This is a genomic window from Bradyrhizobium sp. PMVTL-01, assembly GCF_051861855.1.
Taxonomy (GTDB): domain Bacteria; phylum Pseudomonadota; class Alphaproteobacteria; order Rhizobiales; family Xanthobacteraceae; genus Bradyrhizobium.
This window is the reverse complement of the sequence record NZ_CP193982.1, coordinates 2,876,205-2,892,125: the sequence shown is the minus strand read 5'-3', so window position 1 is coordinate 2,892,125 and position 15,921 is coordinate 2,876,205. Positions and strand designations below refer to the sequence as shown.

At 63.6% G+C, this 15,921-nt stretch carries 14 protein-coding genes; 7 read left to right on the top strand and 7 right to left on the bottom strand.

What is annotated here, in order from left to right; genetic code table 11:
• Positions 1-35: 35 nt before the first annotated feature.
• A complete protein-coding gene (locus tag ACRQ5Q_RS13185) occupies positions 36-764 on the top strand; it encodes a CBS domain-containing protein (protein WP_439375653.1) in 729 nt (242 codons plus the stop codon).
• Between the two features lie 15 nt (positions 765-779).
• Here the strand turns inward: ACRQ5Q_RS13185 and ACRQ5Q_RS13180 are convergent, their stop codons facing one another.
• The 3 genes from ACRQ5Q_RS13180 to ACRQ5Q_RS13170 form a co-directional block, all read right to left on the bottom strand.
• The gene (locus tag ACRQ5Q_RS13180; RefSeq protein WP_439369492.1) at positions 780-1,244 is read right to left on the bottom strand and encodes a RidA family protein; all 465 of its coding nucleotides are present in this window, start codon (positions 1,242-1,244) and stop codon (positions 780-782) included.
• A 15-nt stretch (positions 1,245-1,259) separates the two neighbouring features.
• A complete protein-coding gene (locus tag ACRQ5Q_RS13175) occupies positions 1,260-2,951 on the bottom strand; it encodes a benzoate-CoA ligase family protein (protein WP_439398162.1) in 1,692 nt (563 codons plus the stop codon).
• A gap of 147 nt (positions 2,952-3,098) precedes the next feature.
• Positions 3,099-3,590: a MarR family winged helix-turn-helix transcriptional regulator gene (locus ACRQ5Q_RS13170; RefSeq protein ID WP_035971233.1), complete on the bottom strand. Its 492-nt coding sequence runs from the start codon at positions 3,588-3,590 to the stop codon at positions 3,099-3,101.
• 278 nt (positions 3,591-3,868) lie between these two features.
• Here ACRQ5Q_RS13170 and ACRQ5Q_RS13165 point away from each other — a divergent pair, with 278 nt between their 5' ends.
• Positions 3,869-5,044, top strand: coding sequence for an ABC transporter substrate-binding protein (locus ACRQ5Q_RS13165; RefSeq protein WP_439398160.1), 1,176 nt, complete (start codon positions 3,869-3,871; stop codon positions 5,042-5,044).
• Positions 5,045-5,073: 29 nt separating this feature from the next.
• Complete coding sequence (locus ACRQ5Q_RS13160; RefSeq protein WP_439369499.1) at positions 5,074-5,532, top strand: cupin domain-containing protein; 459 nt, start codon at positions 5,074-5,076, stop codon at positions 5,530-5,532.
• A gap of 64 nt (positions 5,533-5,596) precedes the next feature.
• Here the strand turns inward: ACRQ5Q_RS13160 and ACRQ5Q_RS13155 are convergent, their stop codons facing one another.
• From ACRQ5Q_RS13155 to ACRQ5Q_RS13140, 4 genes are all read right to left on the bottom strand, one after another.
• Complete coding sequence (locus ACRQ5Q_RS13155; protein ID WP_439369500.1) at positions 5,597-6,847, bottom strand: flavin-dependent oxidoreductase; 1,251 nt, start codon at positions 6,845-6,847, stop codon at positions 5,597-5,599.
• Positions 6,848-6,899: 52 nt separating this feature from the next.
• Positions 6,900-9,251 (bottom strand): bifunctional salicylyl-CoA 5-hydroxylase/oxidoreductase, encoded by a 2,352-nt coding sequence (locus ACRQ5Q_RS13150; RefSeq protein ID WP_439398158.1) that lies wholly within the window; start codon positions 9,249-9,251, stop codon positions 6,900-6,902.
• 103 nt (positions 9,252-9,354) lie between these two features.
• Positions 9,355-10,191 carry an enoyl-CoA hydratase family protein gene (locus ACRQ5Q_RS13145; RefSeq protein ID WP_439398156.1) on the bottom strand — a complete coding sequence of 279 codons (837 nt, stop codon included), beginning with the start codon at positions 10,189-10,191 and terminating at the stop codon, positions 9,355-9,357.
• Between the two features lie 39 nt (positions 10,192-10,230).
• Positions 10,231-10,992, bottom strand: a complete 762-nt coding sequence (locus ACRQ5Q_RS13140; protein ID WP_439398154.1) for an SDR family NAD(P)-dependent oxidoreductase — start codon at positions 10,990-10,992, stop codon at positions 10,231-10,233.
• 213 nt (positions 10,993-11,205) lie between these two features.
• On the opposite strand from ACRQ5Q_RS13140, the gene ACRQ5Q_RS13135 reads away from it, so the two are divergent.
• The 4 genes from ACRQ5Q_RS13135 to ACRQ5Q_RS13120 are packed head-to-tail and all read left to right on the top strand — an operon-like array spanning position 11,206 to position 15,919.
• Positions 11,206-12,003, top strand: a complete 798-nt coding sequence (locus tag ACRQ5Q_RS13135) for an alpha/beta fold hydrolase (RefSeq protein ID WP_439398152.1) — start codon at positions 11,206-11,208, stop codon at positions 12,001-12,003.
• Positions 12,004-12,015: 12 nt separating this feature from the next.
• Positions 12,016-13,305: an acyl-CoA dehydrogenase family protein gene (locus ACRQ5Q_RS13130; RefSeq protein ID WP_439398150.1), complete on the top strand. Its 1,290-nt coding sequence runs from the start codon at positions 12,016-12,018 to the stop codon at positions 13,303-13,305.
• Positions 13,306-13,307: 2 nt separating this feature from the next.
• Positions 13,308-14,834, top strand: coding sequence for a class I adenylate-forming enzyme family protein (locus tag ACRQ5Q_RS13125; RefSeq protein ID WP_439398148.1), 1,527 nt, complete (start codon positions 13,308-13,310; stop codon positions 14,832-14,834).
• Positions 14,831-15,919, top strand: a complete 1,089-nt coding sequence (locus ACRQ5Q_RS13120) for an NAD/NADP octopine/nopaline dehydrogenase family protein (RefSeq protein ID WP_439398147.1) — start codon at positions 14,831-14,833, stop codon at positions 15,917-15,919. The genes ACRQ5Q_RS13125 and ACRQ5Q_RS13120 overlap by 4 nt, the downstream gene beginning before the upstream one ends.
• Positions 15,920-15,921 lie beyond the last annotated feature (2 nt).

Below are 15,921 nucleotides of genomic sequence, written 5' to 3'. Positions count from 1 at the left end.
TGCGCATCGAATTCGACATGCCAGCGGAGTTTGCCATGCGCGCCCATCAGATCATGACCCGGTCGGTCATCTCGGTCACCCCCGACACTGGCATCGTCGAGGCGGCGAACATCATGCTGAAGCGGCACGTCAGCGGCCTCACGGTGGTGGACGACGCCGGCAGGCTGGTCGGCGTCGTTTCGGAAGGAGATTTCATCCGCCGCGGCGAAATCGGCACCGGGCGCAAGCGGGGGCGCTGGTTGCGGTTCATCCTGGGTCCGGGAACGTCGGCCAGCGACTTCGTCCAGGAACACGGCCGTAAGGTTTCCGAGGTGATGACCCCCTCGCCCGTGACCATCACCGAAGACACGGCGCTTGCGGAGATCGTCGATCTCATGGAGCGGAACAACGTGAAGCGCCTGCCGGTGGTGCGCGGCGATATGGTCGTCGGGATCGTGTCCCGCGCCAACCTGTTGCAGGCCGTTGCGGGGCTCGCCCGCGACGTGCCGGATCCAACGGCCGATGACGATCACGTTCGCAGCCGCATCATCGATACCATGGAGAAGAACGACTGGTGCCCGTTCGGCCTCAACGTCGTCGTCCGCGACGGTATCGTTCACCTCAGCGGCGTCATCACCGAAGAGCGCGTACGGCAGGCCGCGGTGGTCGCGGCGGAGAACGTCGAGGGCGTCAAGAAAGTGCACGACCATCTATGCTGGGTCGACACCATGTCAGGCGTGTATCTGAACTCGCCTGAAGACCGCGATCTCGCCAAGGCGAGCTGAAGCAGTAGACGCGACTCAGCGAGGAATGACGGCGGTGGCCTCGATCTCGACTCGAGCCGCCTTCTCGACGAGCCGCACGACCTGCACCAGGGCCATCGCCGGATAATGCGCGCCGAAGACGGTGCGGTACACCCTGCCGAGTTCCTTCAGGTTCGCCAGATATTCGTCGATGTCGACGACGTACCAGGTCAGCCGCACGAGGTGTTCGGGGCGCGCGCCGCCCTCATTCAGGATCGCGGCGATGTTGCTCAGGGCCTGGTGGACCTGCGCGACGAATCCATCGGCGAGCCGCTCGTCGGCATCCCAGCCTATCACGCCACCGGTAACGACAATTCGCCCCTCGGCAGCCATGCCATTGGCATAGCCCTTCGGCATCGGCCAGCCGGACGGCTGGAGCACCTGCGCGCCCCGGCGAGTGTCGTCCTCGGTTGCGGTCGGCAGCACTGCGAGCTGCGGACCTTTCGGAGGCGTCACGGACAATTCTCTATCCTTCTCTCATTCTGCCGCGACGCCCGAAGACGCCGCTGCCGCCTGTGCAAGCTGTCGCAGGGCAAAACGTTTCAACTTGCCGGTCTCGGTCTTCGGAAGTTGCGTCACGAACTCGATGACGCGCGGATATTTGTAAGGCGCGATTTCGCGTTTGACATGCTCTTGCAACTCGGCCACGAGTTGAGAGTCCGGCGTCACGCCGGGCGCGGCGATGACATAAGCCTTCACGATCATCCCGCGGGCCTCGTCCGGCGCACCGACCACGCCGCACTCGGCGACGGCCGGATGCGTGAGGAGCGCGGCCTCCACATCCGTACCCGCAATGTTATAGCCGGCTGAGACGATCATGTCGTCGGAGCGCGACTGGTACCAGAAATAGCCATCGCTATCCATCAAATAGGTGTCGCCGGTGATATTCCAGCCATTCTGGACATATTTGCGCTGCCGCTCGTCGGCAAGATAGCGGCAGCCGGTCGGCCCGCGCACGGCTAGCAGCCCCATGGTCCCAGGCGGCACATCATGGCCCGCCTCGTCGACGATCTTGGCTTCATAGCCCGGCACCGGCTTGCCTGTCGCGCCCGGGCGGATGTCGTCCTCGGTTGCGCTGATGAAGATGTGCAGCATCTCGGTCGAACCGATACCGTCCATCAGCTTGATGCCGGTCGCCTTGAGCCAGGTGTCGAATGTCGGCTTCGGCAGTGTCTCACCGGCCGAGACGCACTTCCGAAGCGATGAAATGTCGCGTCCCGGCAGCTTGCCGATCATGGCGCGATAGGCGGTCGGTGCGGTGAAGCAAACTGTGGTCTTGTATTGCTCGATGGCCGTGAGGATGTCGTCCGGTGTCGTCTTCTCCAGCAGCACGAAGGAGGCGCCGATATGCATCGGAAACAACACGCCGCCGAAGCCGAAAGTGAAGGCGAGCGGCGCCGAGCCGATGAAGCGATCTTTCTGCTCGGCCCGCAGGATGTTGCGCGCGTAGCCATCGCAGACCGCCAGCATGTCGCGGTGGAAATGCATGGTGCCCTTGGGATCGCCTGTCGTGCCCGATGTGAAGGCGATCAGGCAGATATCGTCGGACGCGGTATCGACGGCCGTGAACTCGGAGCTGGCATCGGCGGTCAGCGCCTCGAGCGAGTCGGACGCGCCATTACCCCAATAGACGACCTGCTTGAGACCCGGTGCAGCTAGCTTCGCCTTTTCCATCTCCTCGGCGAGTTTTCCGTCGCAGAGCGCCAGCGTGATCTCCGCCTTCTGGATCGGATAGGACAACTCCTTGGCGCGCAGCAGCGGCATCGTTGCCACGCAAATTCCGCCGGCCTTGATCACAGCGAGATAGGTCGCAACCATCATGGGATTATTGGCCGAACGCAGCAGCACGCGCCCGCCGGTGACGAGGCCCAGCTTGCCGACCAGCACGTTGGCGATGCGATTCACGAGCGCCTGCAGCTCGCGATAGGTGTAGCTCACCGCGGGACTGATCACGCAAGGCGCATCACCGTGGCCCTGCTCCACCCACCGATCGAGAAAATAGCTGACGCAATTCAATCGCGGCGGATAGTGCAGCTCCGGCCGCGTGAAGATGAAGTCGGGCCAGAGTTCGCGCGGCGGCAGATGCTGCCGCGCAAATGTATCGACATGGGCCGTCGCGGCGTTGCCGTCAGACGAGCCCGACGCTTGAACCTTGGCGGCGTTGGCCATCGCACGCTCCTTTGCGCATGGAAAGCACCCGGCAGCACTATCTGGAAAACATTTTAGGCTTAAAACAATTTGGCGCAATAGGGGATTTGGGCATTCCGTGCTTTTTCCTGCGGCAAAAGCGATTGGCGGGCCGGCCTGGATGCGGGCTCAGGGCCGTCTGCGCGCGGCCGATTTCTGCGCCGACGCCTTGGTCTTGGCGAGGAGGCGCATCAGCTCGCGCACGTCCTTCGGCGTCAGGTCGGCGAACAGATCGGCAATCCAGGTCTCGTGTTCCGCGGCCATCCTGCGAAACTCGGCGCGACCGAGCTTCGTCAGGCGGATCACCTGGACGCGGCGGTCGGTTTCCGAGGTGCGGCGATCGAGATGGCCCGATTCGACCAGACGCTCGACAAGACCGGTGACGTTGCCGTTGGAGACCATCATGCGCTTGGAGACGTCGGACAGCGTCATGCCGTCGGGCGCCTTGTCGAGCTGCGCCATCAGGTCGAACCGGGGCAACGTGACGTCGAAGCGCTGCCGCAGCCGGCCGCGCACCTCACCCTCGATCAGGGTGGTGCAGGTCAACAAGCGCAGCCACAGCCGAAGCTCTTCGGCATGATCTTCCGGCGTCTCGACGGCCTTGGTCTCGGAATCAAGCATCTGATGCAGTCATTGACGGCAGGCATTGGCGCCGGCACGGATTCCCCAACGTTTTGAGCTTCAAATAAATTGAAGCCGGCCGCAAGTCCAAAGCTGCAGCAATCGACCGCACCCCAATTTCTTTAGGCTTCAAATAATTGGCGCGCCGCTTGCATGCGCGCCGTGCCGCGGGACGGCAACGTCTTGAGCCTTGCTTGCCGTGGCAGCCATCATCGGCATAAGCTTGGATTGGAGTAGGCGGCTTGCTGCGCAGGCCCTGATGTCACGAGGGACGGAAGATGAAAATGCAATTGACCTTGACCGCAGCCGCCTTGCTGCTCGGCACCGCAATGAGCCCCGCCCTCGCCCAGGAGAAGGTCAAGCTCGGCGTGATCGTGACCCTGTCAGGGCCTGCCGCCGCGCTCGGCCAGCAGGTTCGCGACGGCTTTGCGCTCGCGCTCAAGGACCTCGGCAGCAAGATGGGTGGCCGCGATGTCGAGGTCGTGGTGGTCGACGACGAGCTCAAGCCGGACGCAGCGGTGACCAAGGTCAAGGGCCTGCTCGAGCGCGAGAAGGTCGATTTCGTGGTCGGCCCGATCTTCTCCAACATCCTTCAGGCGATCCACCGCCCCGTGACGGAATCGAAGGTGTTCCTGATCAGCCCCAATGCCGGGCCATCGACCTTTGCCGGCAAGGACTGCAACCCGTTCTTCTACGTTACGTCGTACCAGAACGACCAGGTCCACGAGATCCTCGGCAAGGTCGCGCAGGACCGCGGCTACAAGCGCATGTACCTGATGGTGCCGAACTATCAGGCCGGCAAGGACTCGGTCGCCGGCTTCAAACTCGACTACAAGGGCGAGATCGTCGAAGAATCCTACATGCCGCTGAACACGCTGGACTTCCAGCCGGAGCTCTCCAAGATCTCCTCGCAGAAGCCCGATGCACTGTTCACGTTCATGCCGGGCGGACTCGGCGTCAATCTCGTCAAGCAGTACCGCCAGGCGGGCCTCGCCGATACGATTCCGGTGCTCTCGGCGTTCACGGTCGACGAGTCGACGCTGCCGGCGCAGCAGGACGCGGCCGTCGGCATGTTCGGCGGCGCGAACTGGGCGCCCAATCTCGACAATCCCCAGAACAAGAAGTTCGTCGCAGCCTATGAGGCCGCCTACAACGTTGTGCCCGGCACCTACGCCTTCCAGGCCTATGATGCCGCGATGCTGATCGACAGCGCCATCAAGGGCGTGAAAGGCGACCTCTCCAACAAGGATGCCGTTGGAGCCGCGCTGAAGAAGGCGGACTTCACCTCGCTGCGTGGCGCCTTCAAGTTCAACACCAACGGCTATCCGATCCAGGATTTCTATCTGACCAAGGTCGCCAAGCGTCCGGACGGCAAGTTCCAGACCGAGATCGTCCAGAAGGTTTTTGAGAATTACGGCGATCGCTATGCCAAGGACTGCAAGGCTGTAAATTGAGCCGCGCGTCGCGTTAAGGGAGGACTGCAATGAAGAACGAAATCACCGGCATCACGCGGGCCAATGAGGGAATCCAGGGCATTTCCTGGAACATCCTCGGCCAGACCTACGTGCCGAAAAGCTACGCGGAGAACAGCTTCTCCTGGCACGCGACGCTGCCGCCCGGCACGTTCGTCCCCCCGCACATTCATCCCGACCAGGATGAGTATCTCTACATGCTGGAGGGCAAGCTCGATTTCGTGCTCGGCAATTCGGAGGCGCAGGCGACTGCGGGCGACCTGATCCGTCTCGGCATGGGCGTGCCGCACGGTATCTTCAACAAATCGGAGCAGACCGCAAAAGTGCTGTTCTGGGTCTCGCCGAGCCGCAAACTGTTCGACCTGTTCTGGGGCCTGCACAACATGAAGGAGCAGAAACCCGAGGACGTGGTGGCGATGGCCGCGGAGTTCAACATCCACTTCCTGCCGCCGCCTCCCGGCGCCGGCTAGGAGCATGCCCCCCGGAAAAGTGTGAAGCGGTTTTCCGGAAGGGGCATGCTCAATCAAAAGTGCATCAAGCACGCACCGCCGCAAGCCCCGGCACGGCGGCAAAGCCCGCCTTGGTGGCGTAGCCGCGCACGATCGCCTCGCGCTGGGAATAGCTCAGCACGTTATCGACATTGTCGAAGCCGTCGGGAGCGAGCTGCTCGACGGCGTCGATGACACCCTCGGGGCCGCCGCGGCGGTTGGAGCGGACGATTTCCGCTGTCATCGGCAGGCGCTTCTTCTCATATTCGAGCAAGGCCTGGCGCGGATGCTCGGCGCGCAGCAGCGCGTCCGTAAGGCAGCGTGCGTCGAGGATCGCCTGCGAGGCGCCGTTGGAACCGACCGGATACATGGGATGCGCGGCGTCGCCGAGCAGCGTGACGCGCCCCGAGGACCAATAGGGCAAGGGATCGCGGTCGCAGGTCGGATATTCGTAGAATTCCGGCGTCGCCGAAATGAGGCTCTTCACGTCGATATAGGGCACGGAGAAGCGCGCCACATGCGGCATCAGCTCCTCGCGGCGGCCCGGCCGCGACCAGTCCTCTTTTCGCGGCGGCGGGGCATTGCCCTCGCCGACCTTCACCAGCACCGCCCAATTGGTCAGTCGGCTCGCGGGGCTGGATCCTTCCGCGATTGGATAAATCACGACCTTGGCGTTGAGGCCGCCGGCCACGATCATCGACTTGCCGGTGAGGAAGAGCGGCCAGTCGCGGGCACCGCGCCACAACATCAGGCCATTCCAGCACGGCGGTCCCTCGTTCGGGAACAAGGTCTCGCGGACGCGCGAATGGATACCGTCGGCGCCGATCAGGATATCGCCACGCGTCGTGTGGATGTGCGCGCCGGCACGATCGAAGAAATAGGCCGTGACACCGCCCTCGTCCTGCGTGAAGGCCCCGAGCCGGCAGCCGGTGTGAATTGCATCCTGCCCGAGCCGTTCTTCGACGGCGCGGTGGATGACGCCCTGAAGGCGGCCGCGATGGATCGAAAATTGCGGCACGTCATGGCCGGCGTCGACGCCGCGGGCTTCGCGCCAGACCTCCTGGCCGTGGCGGTTGAGGTAGTAGAGCTGGTCGGTGCGGATCGCGACATCGTCGAGCTTCTGCAGCAGGCCGAGGCCTGCCAGTTCACGCATCGCATGCGGCAGCGTGTTGATGCCGACACCGAGTTCGCGGATGGTCTCGGCCTGTTCGAAGATCTCGCATCCAATGCCGCGCGAGCGCAGCATCAATGCCGTGGTGAGACCTCCGATACCGCCGCCGACGATAATCGCCTTCATCGCCCAAACTCCACTCGAAACACAGGCAATGGGGTTAAGGTCGCATGGGCGGTCACTCCGCCGCAAGCGGCTTTGTTGCCTCCGCCTTCAGCTCGGCCCGGGTCTTGGGCTTAGCCTTAATTCTCAGCTCATCGAGATCCTGCCGGTCGCGCACGCTGTTGCGGAAAATCTGATCTTTTCCGGGGAGATATTGCGGCGGGCAGAACGTGCTGTCCGCGCCGTACCAGGCCGCCGCCTTCATGGTGAAGAAGGGGTCGACCAGATGCGGGCGCCCGAGCGCGACGAGATCCGCCCGGCCGGCCGCCAGGATGGTGTTGGCTTGATCCGCCGTCGTGATGTTGCCGACGCACATGGTGGCCACCCGTGCCTCGTTGCGGACCTGGTCGGAGAAAGGCGTCTGGAACATCCGGCCATAGATCGGCTGCGCATCGCGCACGGTCTGCCCGGTCGAGACGTCGACGAGATCGACGCCGGCCTCGGCGAAGGCCCGCGCGATTGCCACCGCGTCGTCACCGGTGACGCCACCCTCCGCCCAGTCCGTCGCGGAGATGCGCACGGACATCGGCTTGTGCGACGGCCAGACAGCGCGCAGTGCTTCGAAGACCTCGAGTGGGAAGCGCAGGCGATTTTCGAGCGAGCCGCCGTACTCGTCGGTCCTGGTGTTTGTCAGCGGCGAAATGAAGCTCGCGAGCAGATAGCCGTGGGCGCAGTGCAGCTCCAGCATGTCGAAGCCGCAGCGTTCGCCGCGCTCGGCCGCCGCGACGAAAGAGTCCCTCACCGCATTCATGCCGGCACGATCAAGTTCGCGCGGCACCTGACTATCGGGGAAGTAGGGCAGCGGCGATGCGGAGACCACGTCCCAGCCGCCGTCCTCGAGCGGACGGTCCATGCCGTCCCACATCAGCTTGGTCGCTCCCTTGCGGCCGGCATGGCCGAGTTGCAGGCAGATCTTTGCAGCCGAATTGCCGTGGACGAAATCGACGATGCGGCGCCACGCGACCTCCTGCTCGTCATTCCACAGGCCGGCACACCCCGGCGTAATCCGGGCATCGCGGCTGACACAGGTCATCTCGGTGAAGATCAAGCCGGCGCCACCGATCGCCCGCGAGCCGTAATGCACGAGATGGAAGTCGCCAGGAACGCCCTCCTTCGCCGAATACATGCACATCGGCGACATCACGGCACGGTTGGCGATCTCCATCTCGCGCAGGCGGAACGGCTGGAACAGCGGCACCATCGGCTTGTTGGCGTCAACGTCGAAGCCGCTGCTGCGAACCTGCCTTGCGAAGGATTTTTCCACCTCAGCCACAAAATCGGGCGCACGAAGTTTCAGATTGTCGTAGGTGATCGCCTTCGAGCGCGTCATCACGCCGAAGGCGAATTGCACGGGATCGAAATCCCAGAAGCGGTCGACGTGCTCGAACCACACCAGGGAGACGTCGGCGGCGTGCTGCGTCTTCTCGACCTCCTCACGGCGGCCGTGCTCGTAGACTTCTAGCGCCGCCTTGATGCCGGGCGCCTTCTCCATCGCCTCGGCGAGCGCGATCGCATCTTCCATCGCGAGCTTGGTGCCGGAGCCGATCGAGAAATGCGCGCTCGCCTTGGCGTCGCCGAGCAGCACCATGTTGTCCTTGACCCAGCGCTTGCTGCGGATCATGGGGAAATTCCGCCACATCGAGCGGTTGGTCAGCAGCTTGTGGCCTTCGAGAAACCAGCCGAAGATGTCGGCCATCCGCGCGGCGGACTCTTGCTCGTTCAGCCCGGTCAGACCTGCCCGCTCGAAAGTCTGCGGATCGGTCTCAAAGATCCAGGTCGAGTGCCCGGCCTCGTACTGATAGGCGTGCGCGATGAACGGCCCCCACTCCGTTTCCTGGAAGATGAAGGTGAAGGCATCAAGCGGCCTGGTCGAGCCCATCCAGGCGAACTTGTTGGTGCGGACATCGACCTCCGGCTGGAAATGATTGATGTATTTCTCGCGAATGCGGCTGTTGATGCCATCGGCGAGCAGGACGAGATCGGCATCGGCGAAGCGGGATTCATCCTCGACATCCACCTCGAACTGCAGCGCGACGCCGAGCTCCCGCGCACGCTCCTGGAGGATCAGGAGCAGCTTCTGCCGTGAGCAGCCGCAAAACCCGTTACCGCCGACCCGGTGGACCGTGCCGCGGAAGTGCACGGCAATGTCGTCCCAATAGGCGAATTCCTGAGTGATGCGGCGGTAGCTCGGAAGGTCGTGCTTCTCGAAATTGTCGAGCGTGGCGTCAGAGAACACCACGCCGAAGCCGAAGGTATCATCGGCCCGGTTTCGCTCATAAACGGCGATGTCGGCGCCGGGCCGCTGCTTCTTCAGCAGGATCGCAGCGTAGAGACCCGCAGGTCCGCCACCGATGATCGCGACTTTCATGGGAGCCTCGCCAATTCACCCGGCCATGAAAACTATTTTAAGCCTAAAATAATTTCGCGCAAGTCCCCGTGGCTGGTTCGGCTACGGATAGTGGCAAGCCGGCTCAGTCGCCCCTGAAGACCGGCTTGACCTTGTTGGCGAAGGCTTCGAACGCGCGCTCGAAATCCGCTGTCGTCATGCACAGCGCTTGGGCAACGGCTTCCGCCTCGATCGCCTCCTCCACCGACATCGCCCATTCCATCGCCAGCATCCGCTTGGTCATGGTGTTGGCGAAGGTCGGCCCTTCCGCGACCTGCCTGGCCAGAATCTGCGCCTGGGGAAGCACCTGCTCCGGCGTGACGGTTCGGCTGAAGAAGCCCCAGCGTTCGCCCTCCTCCGCTGTCATGAACCGGCCGGTATAGAGCAGTTCGGAGGCGCGGGACTGCCCGATGATGCGCGGCAGGATGGCACAGGCGCCCATGTCACAGCCGGCAAGGCCGACCTTGTTGAACAGGAACGCGACCTTGGCACCGCTGGCCGCAAGCCTCATGTCGGATGCCATGGCTATGATCGCGCCGGCGCCGGCGCAGATGCCCTCGACCGCGGCCACGATCGGCTGCGGACAAGCCCGCATCGCCTTGACGAGGTCGCCGGTCATCCGCGTGAAAGCGGTCAGCCCCTTCGTGTCCATCTTGACGAGCGGGCCGATGATCTCGAATACATCGCCGCCGGACGAGAAATTGCCGCCTGCGCCGGTGACGACGATCGTCTTGACCGCGTCGTCAAATGCGCAAGCGCGGAAGAAATCGGTCAGTTCCCGATAGCTCTCGAACGTCAGAGGATTCTTCCGTTCGGGACGATTGAGCGTCACGGTCGCAACGCCGTCGACAACGGCCAGCAGGAAGTGCTGCGGCGAATAGTCCGCAAGCGGTACGGTTACGGGATTGGCTGGTCTGCTCATATGATCTCCTTGGCGGTCCTGTTCTGAACCCGCGTCACGCTAGATCTCGCCACCGGCAACTGCGATCGCCTGCCCGGTGATCGCTCCGGCGCCCTCGCCGCACAACCAGAGCACGGCGTCCGCGACCTCTTGGGGCGCGATCAGCCGCCCTTGCGGATTGTGCTTGGCGAGGTCCGCAATCGCCTGCTCGCGGGTTCGCCCCGTCTTTTTCATGATGTTTTCGATGCTGCCGGCGACGAGATCCGTGTCCGTGAAGCCCGGACATACCGCATTCACCGTGACATTGCTGCCGGCCGTTTCGAGGGCGAGCGACCGCACGAGACCGACCACGGCGTGCTTGGCTGCGGTGTACGCGCTGACATAGGCATAGCCTTTGAGCCCGGCCGTCGATGCGACCGCCACGATGCGTCCATAGGGACGATCCTTCATTCCGGGCAAGACTGCTCGGATAGCATGCACCACGCCCATGAAATTGACGTCCATCATGCGTGCGAAAAGTGCACTGTCCGATTTCACGAACGGTGCGGATTCGGCACTGCCCGCATTGGCGACCAGTATATCGATCGGCTTTCGCGCATGGGCCTCGGCGATGGCGGCGTTGAGCGACATCTCATCCGACACGTCAGCGACGGCTGCAAAATGCGCGGCTCCCGACTTAATCGCCTCTTCAAGAGTTGCGGCATTCCGACCGAGCACCGTCACCGTCGCGCCGGCCCGGACGAGGGCGGCTGCGATCGCGCGGCCGATGCCGCGGCCGCCACCGGTCACCAGCGCGTGCGGCGATTGCGGCAATGCGGACATGCGCTGGCTCCTCGGGGGTTGATCGCTCTTTCCGATATATTTTAAACTTCAAATTTTTGCAACGAAGGCGCCAATCGGCGCCGTGAACAGTTGCGCGCCAGAGACCCGCTCCCGAAATTGCTTTAAGTATAAAATTATCGCTTTCCATCCTTCACAGGCCTGTTAGCATCACGGGGCCAAGCAAAGGGATGTCGCGTGTCGCAGCCTGCGCCAATGATAACAAAGGACGGCCGCTTCGCCTATGAAGCTGCGGGCGACCCTGGCGCGACACCCCTGGTTTTCCTGCATGGCATCGGCGGTGCGGCGCGCGCCTGGCGACGCCAGTTGGCTACATTCGGCAACCGATTCCGCGCGATTGCATGGGACATGCCGGGTTATGGAGGGTCCGAACCGCTCGCCAGCGTCAGTATCGCTGCCCTGGCCGATGCACTCCAGCAGTTCATCGAGCAGCTTGGTGCGGCCAAGCCTATTCTGGTCGGCCATTCCATCGGCGGCATGATCGTCCAGAAATGGCTGGTGCAATCGCCGAAACTGGCACGTGCAGTCGTCCTGGCGCAGACCAGTCCGGCTTTCGGCAAGGCCGACGGCGACTGGCAGAAATCGTTCATCGCCGCCCGGCTCGGGCCGCTCGACCGCGGCGAGACGATGAAATCGCTGGCGCCTTCGCTGGTGAAGGAACTTGTCGGAGACGATCCTGATCCGGAAGGGATGGAGCTTGCGCGCGAATGCATGGGAAGCGTGCCGGAGGCGAGCTATCGCGCCATGATGCTGGCCCTGATCGGCTTCGATCAGCGCAGCACGCTCCAGGATATTTCTGTTCCGACGCTGCTGCTCTCCGGCTCCAAGGACAACAACGCGCCGGCGCCAATGATGGCAAAGACGGCGACCTATATCCCTTCCGCCGAATATGTCGAACTCGCCGGCGTCGGCCATCTCGCCAACCTCGAGCGGCCCGGCGCCTTTGACGAGGCACTCGGCCGGTTCCTGAATTCCGTCGCGACCAAAGCGTAAGGTGACTGCGCAATGACAATGCAAGTCAGCAAGACTATCGGTGCAACCGGCAAGGTCGTGCTGGATACGCCGATCTTCGACCCCGTCGCCTTCCGCCTGAGCGACGAGCAAGCCGGCATCATCACGCGCGCCCGCGAAATCGGCCAGAGTGTGTTCGCCGGCCGCGCGGCGGTCTACGATCGGGGGGCGGTCTTCCCGACGGAGAATTATCGCGATCTGCACCGAGTCGGTCTGCTCGGTATTGCCATCCCCAAGAAGCATGGCGGGCTTGGCGCGAATTACCAGACTTATGCCCTCGCAGCCGCTGAGATCGGCCGCTATTGCGGCGCCACCGCGTTGACCTGGAACATGCATGTCTGCTCGACCCTGTGGTCGGGGCCCCTCGCCGACGATCTCGATATGGATACGGAAACCCGTGCAGAGCACGGGCGGCGCCGCGCAGTGCACTACAAGCGCATCGTCGAGGACGGCGCGATCTACTCGCAACCCTTTTCCGAGGGCGGCGCGGCCGCCGCGGGCGGCGTTGCATTCGGCACGGAAGCCAGGCCCGTCGAGGGTGGCTGGATCGTCAACGGCAAGAAGATCTTCGCGTCGCTCTCCGGCCATGCCGACTATTACGGCGTGCTTTGCACCGAGATCGAGAAAGGCGAGAAGGCCTCGCGCCGAAACACGCTTTATCTCGCGATCCCCGCGACATCGCAAGGCGTCTCGGTGGTCGGTGACTGGGATCCGCTCGGCATGCGCGGAACGGTCTCGCGCACGCTGCTGTTCAAGGACGTGTTCGTCCCGGAGGATTCGGCGCTGATGCCGCGCGGCGTCTATTTCCAGGCTGCGATGCGCTGGCCGCACATGTTCCTGACGCTGTCGCCGACCTATATGGGCCTCGCGCAAGCCGCCTACGACTTCACGGTGCGCTATCTGCGCGGCGAGGTCCCCGGTATGCCGCCGGTCAAGCGCCGGATGTATCCGACCAAGCAGATCGCGGTCGCGCAGATGCAGATCAAGCTGGAGCAGATCAAGTCGATCTGGTTCCAGGCCGTCACCGAAGCCCGCGCCAATCCGAGCAAGGAACAGGTGCTGCGCGCTTACGCCGCGCAGTATTCGGTGATGGAGGGGGCAAACGAGCTCGCCGCGCTCGCAATCCGCACCTGCGGTGGCCAGGCCATGCTCAAGTCATTGCCGCTGGAGCGCATCTATCGCGACAGCCGCTGCGGCTCCCTGATGCTGCCTTGGACGGCGGAGCTTTGCCTCGACCGCATCGGGCGCGAGGCGTTGTACGAGCCCGGTGAAACGGACGATTGACGGTGGACCTCTGTAGTCTGATCGATCGCAACGCGGCGTTTTCGCCAGACAAGACAGCGATTGCCTTCGATGGCGAGCGACTGAGCTATGCGGCATTCGCTGCCCGTATCGAGCGGACTGCCACGGCCTTGAAGCAGGAACTCGGCGTCGGCCGCGGCGACCGCGTGGCGATCCTGAGCCTGAACCGGCCGGACTATCTGGTTCTGCTTTATGCCTGCGCGCGGCTTGGCGCCATTCTGGTTCCCTTGAACTGGCGGCTGGCGGTCGCCGAGCAGCTCTTCATTCTCACTGACGCGGGTGCCAAGGTGCTGGTGCTCGAGCAAGCCTTTGAGGGAGTTCTTTCCGAACTTGCACCAGCAACATCTATCGTCGGCCTCGACTTTACGCCACCACGCGGCAGGACATTCGAAAGCCTGCTGGCTCGCGGCGAAGGCAACGGTCGCAACCCGCACACCGATCTCTCGTGCCCGCTCCTGATCGTCTACACGTCGGGAACGACCGGCAGGCCGAAGGGCGCCGTATTGCGCCAGGAGGCACTGTTCTGGAACGGCGTCATGAGCCAGCACATGCACAACATGACGTCCGACGATCATGTGCTGACGGTGCTGCCGTTCTTCCACGTCGGCGGCCTTAACATCCAGACCACGCCAGCGCTTCAGCTCGGCGCGACAGTTACGATGCACGCGCGCTTCGCGCCTGATAAAGCGCTCGCTGCCGTTGAACAGGAACGGCCAACCTTGACGGTCATGGTACCCGCGATCATCCAGGCTGTGAGCGAGCACCCCGCTTGGGCCACAACCGACCTCTCGTCACTCAAAGCCGTCGCCACAGGCTCGACCATCGTACCGCCCCACCTAATCGAGCGCTTCGTCGCGCGCGGCGTCCCGGTGCTTCAGGTCTACGGCTCGACGGAAACCTGCCCCATCGCGATCTACACGCGACTTGGCGGTGATCTTTCGCGCGCGGGATCGACCGGACTTGCCGGCTTGTGCTGCGAAGCGAAGGTGATCGACCATGACGGCGCTGACATGCCGGCGGGCACGCCGGGTGAAATCGCCGTGCGCGGCCCCAACGTGTTTTTCGAGTATTGGGGCAACGCAGACGCCACACGCGATGCGCTGCACGACGGCTGGTATCGCACCGGCGATATCGGCCTGTGCGATGCCGAGGGCTATTTCTGGGTCCGCGACCGCAAGAAGAACATGATCATTTCCGGCGGCGAGAACATCTATCCGGCCGAGGTCGAACGCGTTCTGCTCGAGCACCCCGACGTCAGTGAATGTGCCGTGATCGGCCGACCCGACCCGCGCTGGGACGAGGTGCCGATCGCCTATGTCATCCGGCGGTCAGGTTGCCGGCTCGAAGCGGACGAACTGAGAGTGCATCTTCAGGCGCAGCTCGCACGTTACAAGGTTCCGCGCGACTTCGTCTTCGTCGCCGACCTGCCACGTACGGCGCTGGGCAAGGTCCAGCATTTCCTGCTGAAACAGCTTGATGCGCGCTCGCATGCGCAAGGAGAAGCATCTTGAGGATTGCGGTCCTGGGTGGGGGAAACGGCTCTTTCGCCGCCGCTGGCGATTTTGCCCTGTCGGAGCACGACGTCCGACTCTGGCGCCGCGACGCAGACCAGGTGGCGGCACATCGTGACGCCGGCTCGCGCATCGTGGTGAAGGACCATGACGGTCGCCACGATGTGAAACTGACGATGGTCACGACCGATATCGCCGAAGCCATCAGTGGCGCCGAGCTGATCCTCTGCCCTGCCCCGGCTTTCGCACAGCCGGAAATTGCCAGCCTGCTGGCCCCGCATTTGCGGGACGGCCAGGTCGTGTTTCTGCCGCCGGCGACATTCGGCTCGATGATCTTCGCGCAGGCCACACGCGAGGCCGGCAACCGCGCCAAGGTGAGCTTTGCCGAAAGCGGCACACTGCCCTGGCTCACGCGCAAGCACGGGCCATTCGAGGTCGCAATCACCATCCGCGCCAAGCGGCTGCCGATCGGCGTGTTTCCGCTCGAGGAGGCGCCGCATGCGCTCGACGTGATCGGACGCGCCTTTCCCGGTGTGATCGAGGCCTGCGGAGACGCGTTATCCGGCGCGCTGATGAATGCGGGTCCGATCATACATCCGCCGCTGATCGTGATGAATGCGGGCCCGATCGAGCACTTCGAACGATGGGATATCCACAAGGAGGGAACGCAAGCCGCGATCCGCCGGGTGACCGATGCGCTCGATGCTGAACGGATCGCGGTGCGCGAGGCGCTCGGCTACGGCGCACCGCATTATCCGCTCGCGCATCATTACGCGAAGGACGGCGAAATCTGGATGTATGGCCGCGGCTCGCATGACCGGCTGACCGATTCCGGCGACTGGCGGGAACGGATCGTGCTGACGGAACACCGTTACATGCGTGAGGATTTGCGGCTCGGGCTCTCGCTGCTGGTCTCCGTCGCCACACTGGCGGGCGTGGCGACGCCGCTGGCCAAGGCTTTCCTGGCGGTCGGCGGCGCGGTCTGCGGCGAGGATTTCGGACGAGGCGGCCGAACGCTGGATACGCTTGGCCTTGGCAGCCTCAGCAAGGCCGAATTGCAGACACTGCTTCGCAATGGATTCTGATC

Excerpts from the sequence above, each read along its gene's own strand:
- ACRQ5Q_RS13185 (WP_439375653.1), top strand. The coding sequence starts at position 36 with ATGCGCGCCCATCAGATCATGACCCGGTCGGTCATCTCGGTCACCCCC.
- ACRQ5Q_RS13175 (WP_439398162.1), bottom strand. The coding sequence starts at position 2,951 with ATGGCCAACGCCGCCAAGGTTCAAGCGTCGGGCTCGTCTGACGGCAAC.
- ACRQ5Q_RS13170 (WP_035971233.1), bottom strand. The coding sequence starts at position 3,590 with ATGCTTGATTCCGAGACCAAGGCCGTCGAGACGCCGGAAGATCATGCC.
- ACRQ5Q_RS13165 (WP_439398160.1), top strand. The coding sequence starts at position 3,869 with ATGAAAATGCAATTGACCTTGACCGCAGCCGCCTTGCTGCTCGGCACC.
- ACRQ5Q_RS13160 (WP_439369499.1), top strand. The coding sequence starts at position 5,074 with ATGAAGAACGAAATCACCGGCATCACGCGGGCCAATGAGGGAATCCAG.
- ACRQ5Q_RS13155 (WP_439369500.1), bottom strand. The coding sequence starts at position 6,847 with ATGAAGGCGATTATCGTCGGCGGCGGTATCGGAGGTCTCACCACGGCA.
- ACRQ5Q_RS13150 (WP_439398158.1), bottom strand. The coding sequence starts at position 9,251 with ATGAAAGTCGCGATCATCGGTGGCGGACCTGCGGGTCTCTACGCTGCG.
- ACRQ5Q_RS13145 (WP_439398156.1), bottom strand. The coding sequence starts at position 10,191 with ATGAGCAGACCAGCCAATCCCGTAACCGTACCGCTTGCGGACTATTCG.
- ACRQ5Q_RS13140 (WP_439398154.1), bottom strand. The coding sequence starts at position 10,992 with ATGTCCGCATTGCCGCAATCGCCGCACGCGCTGGTGACCGGTGGCGGC.
- ACRQ5Q_RS13135 (WP_439398152.1), top strand. The coding sequence starts at position 11,206 with ATGATAACAAAGGACGGCCGCTTCGCCTATGAAGCTGCGGGCGACCCT.
- ACRQ5Q_RS13130 (WP_439398150.1), top strand. The coding sequence starts at position 12,016 with ATGACAATGCAAGTCAGCAAGACTATCGGTGCAACCGGCAAGGTCGTG.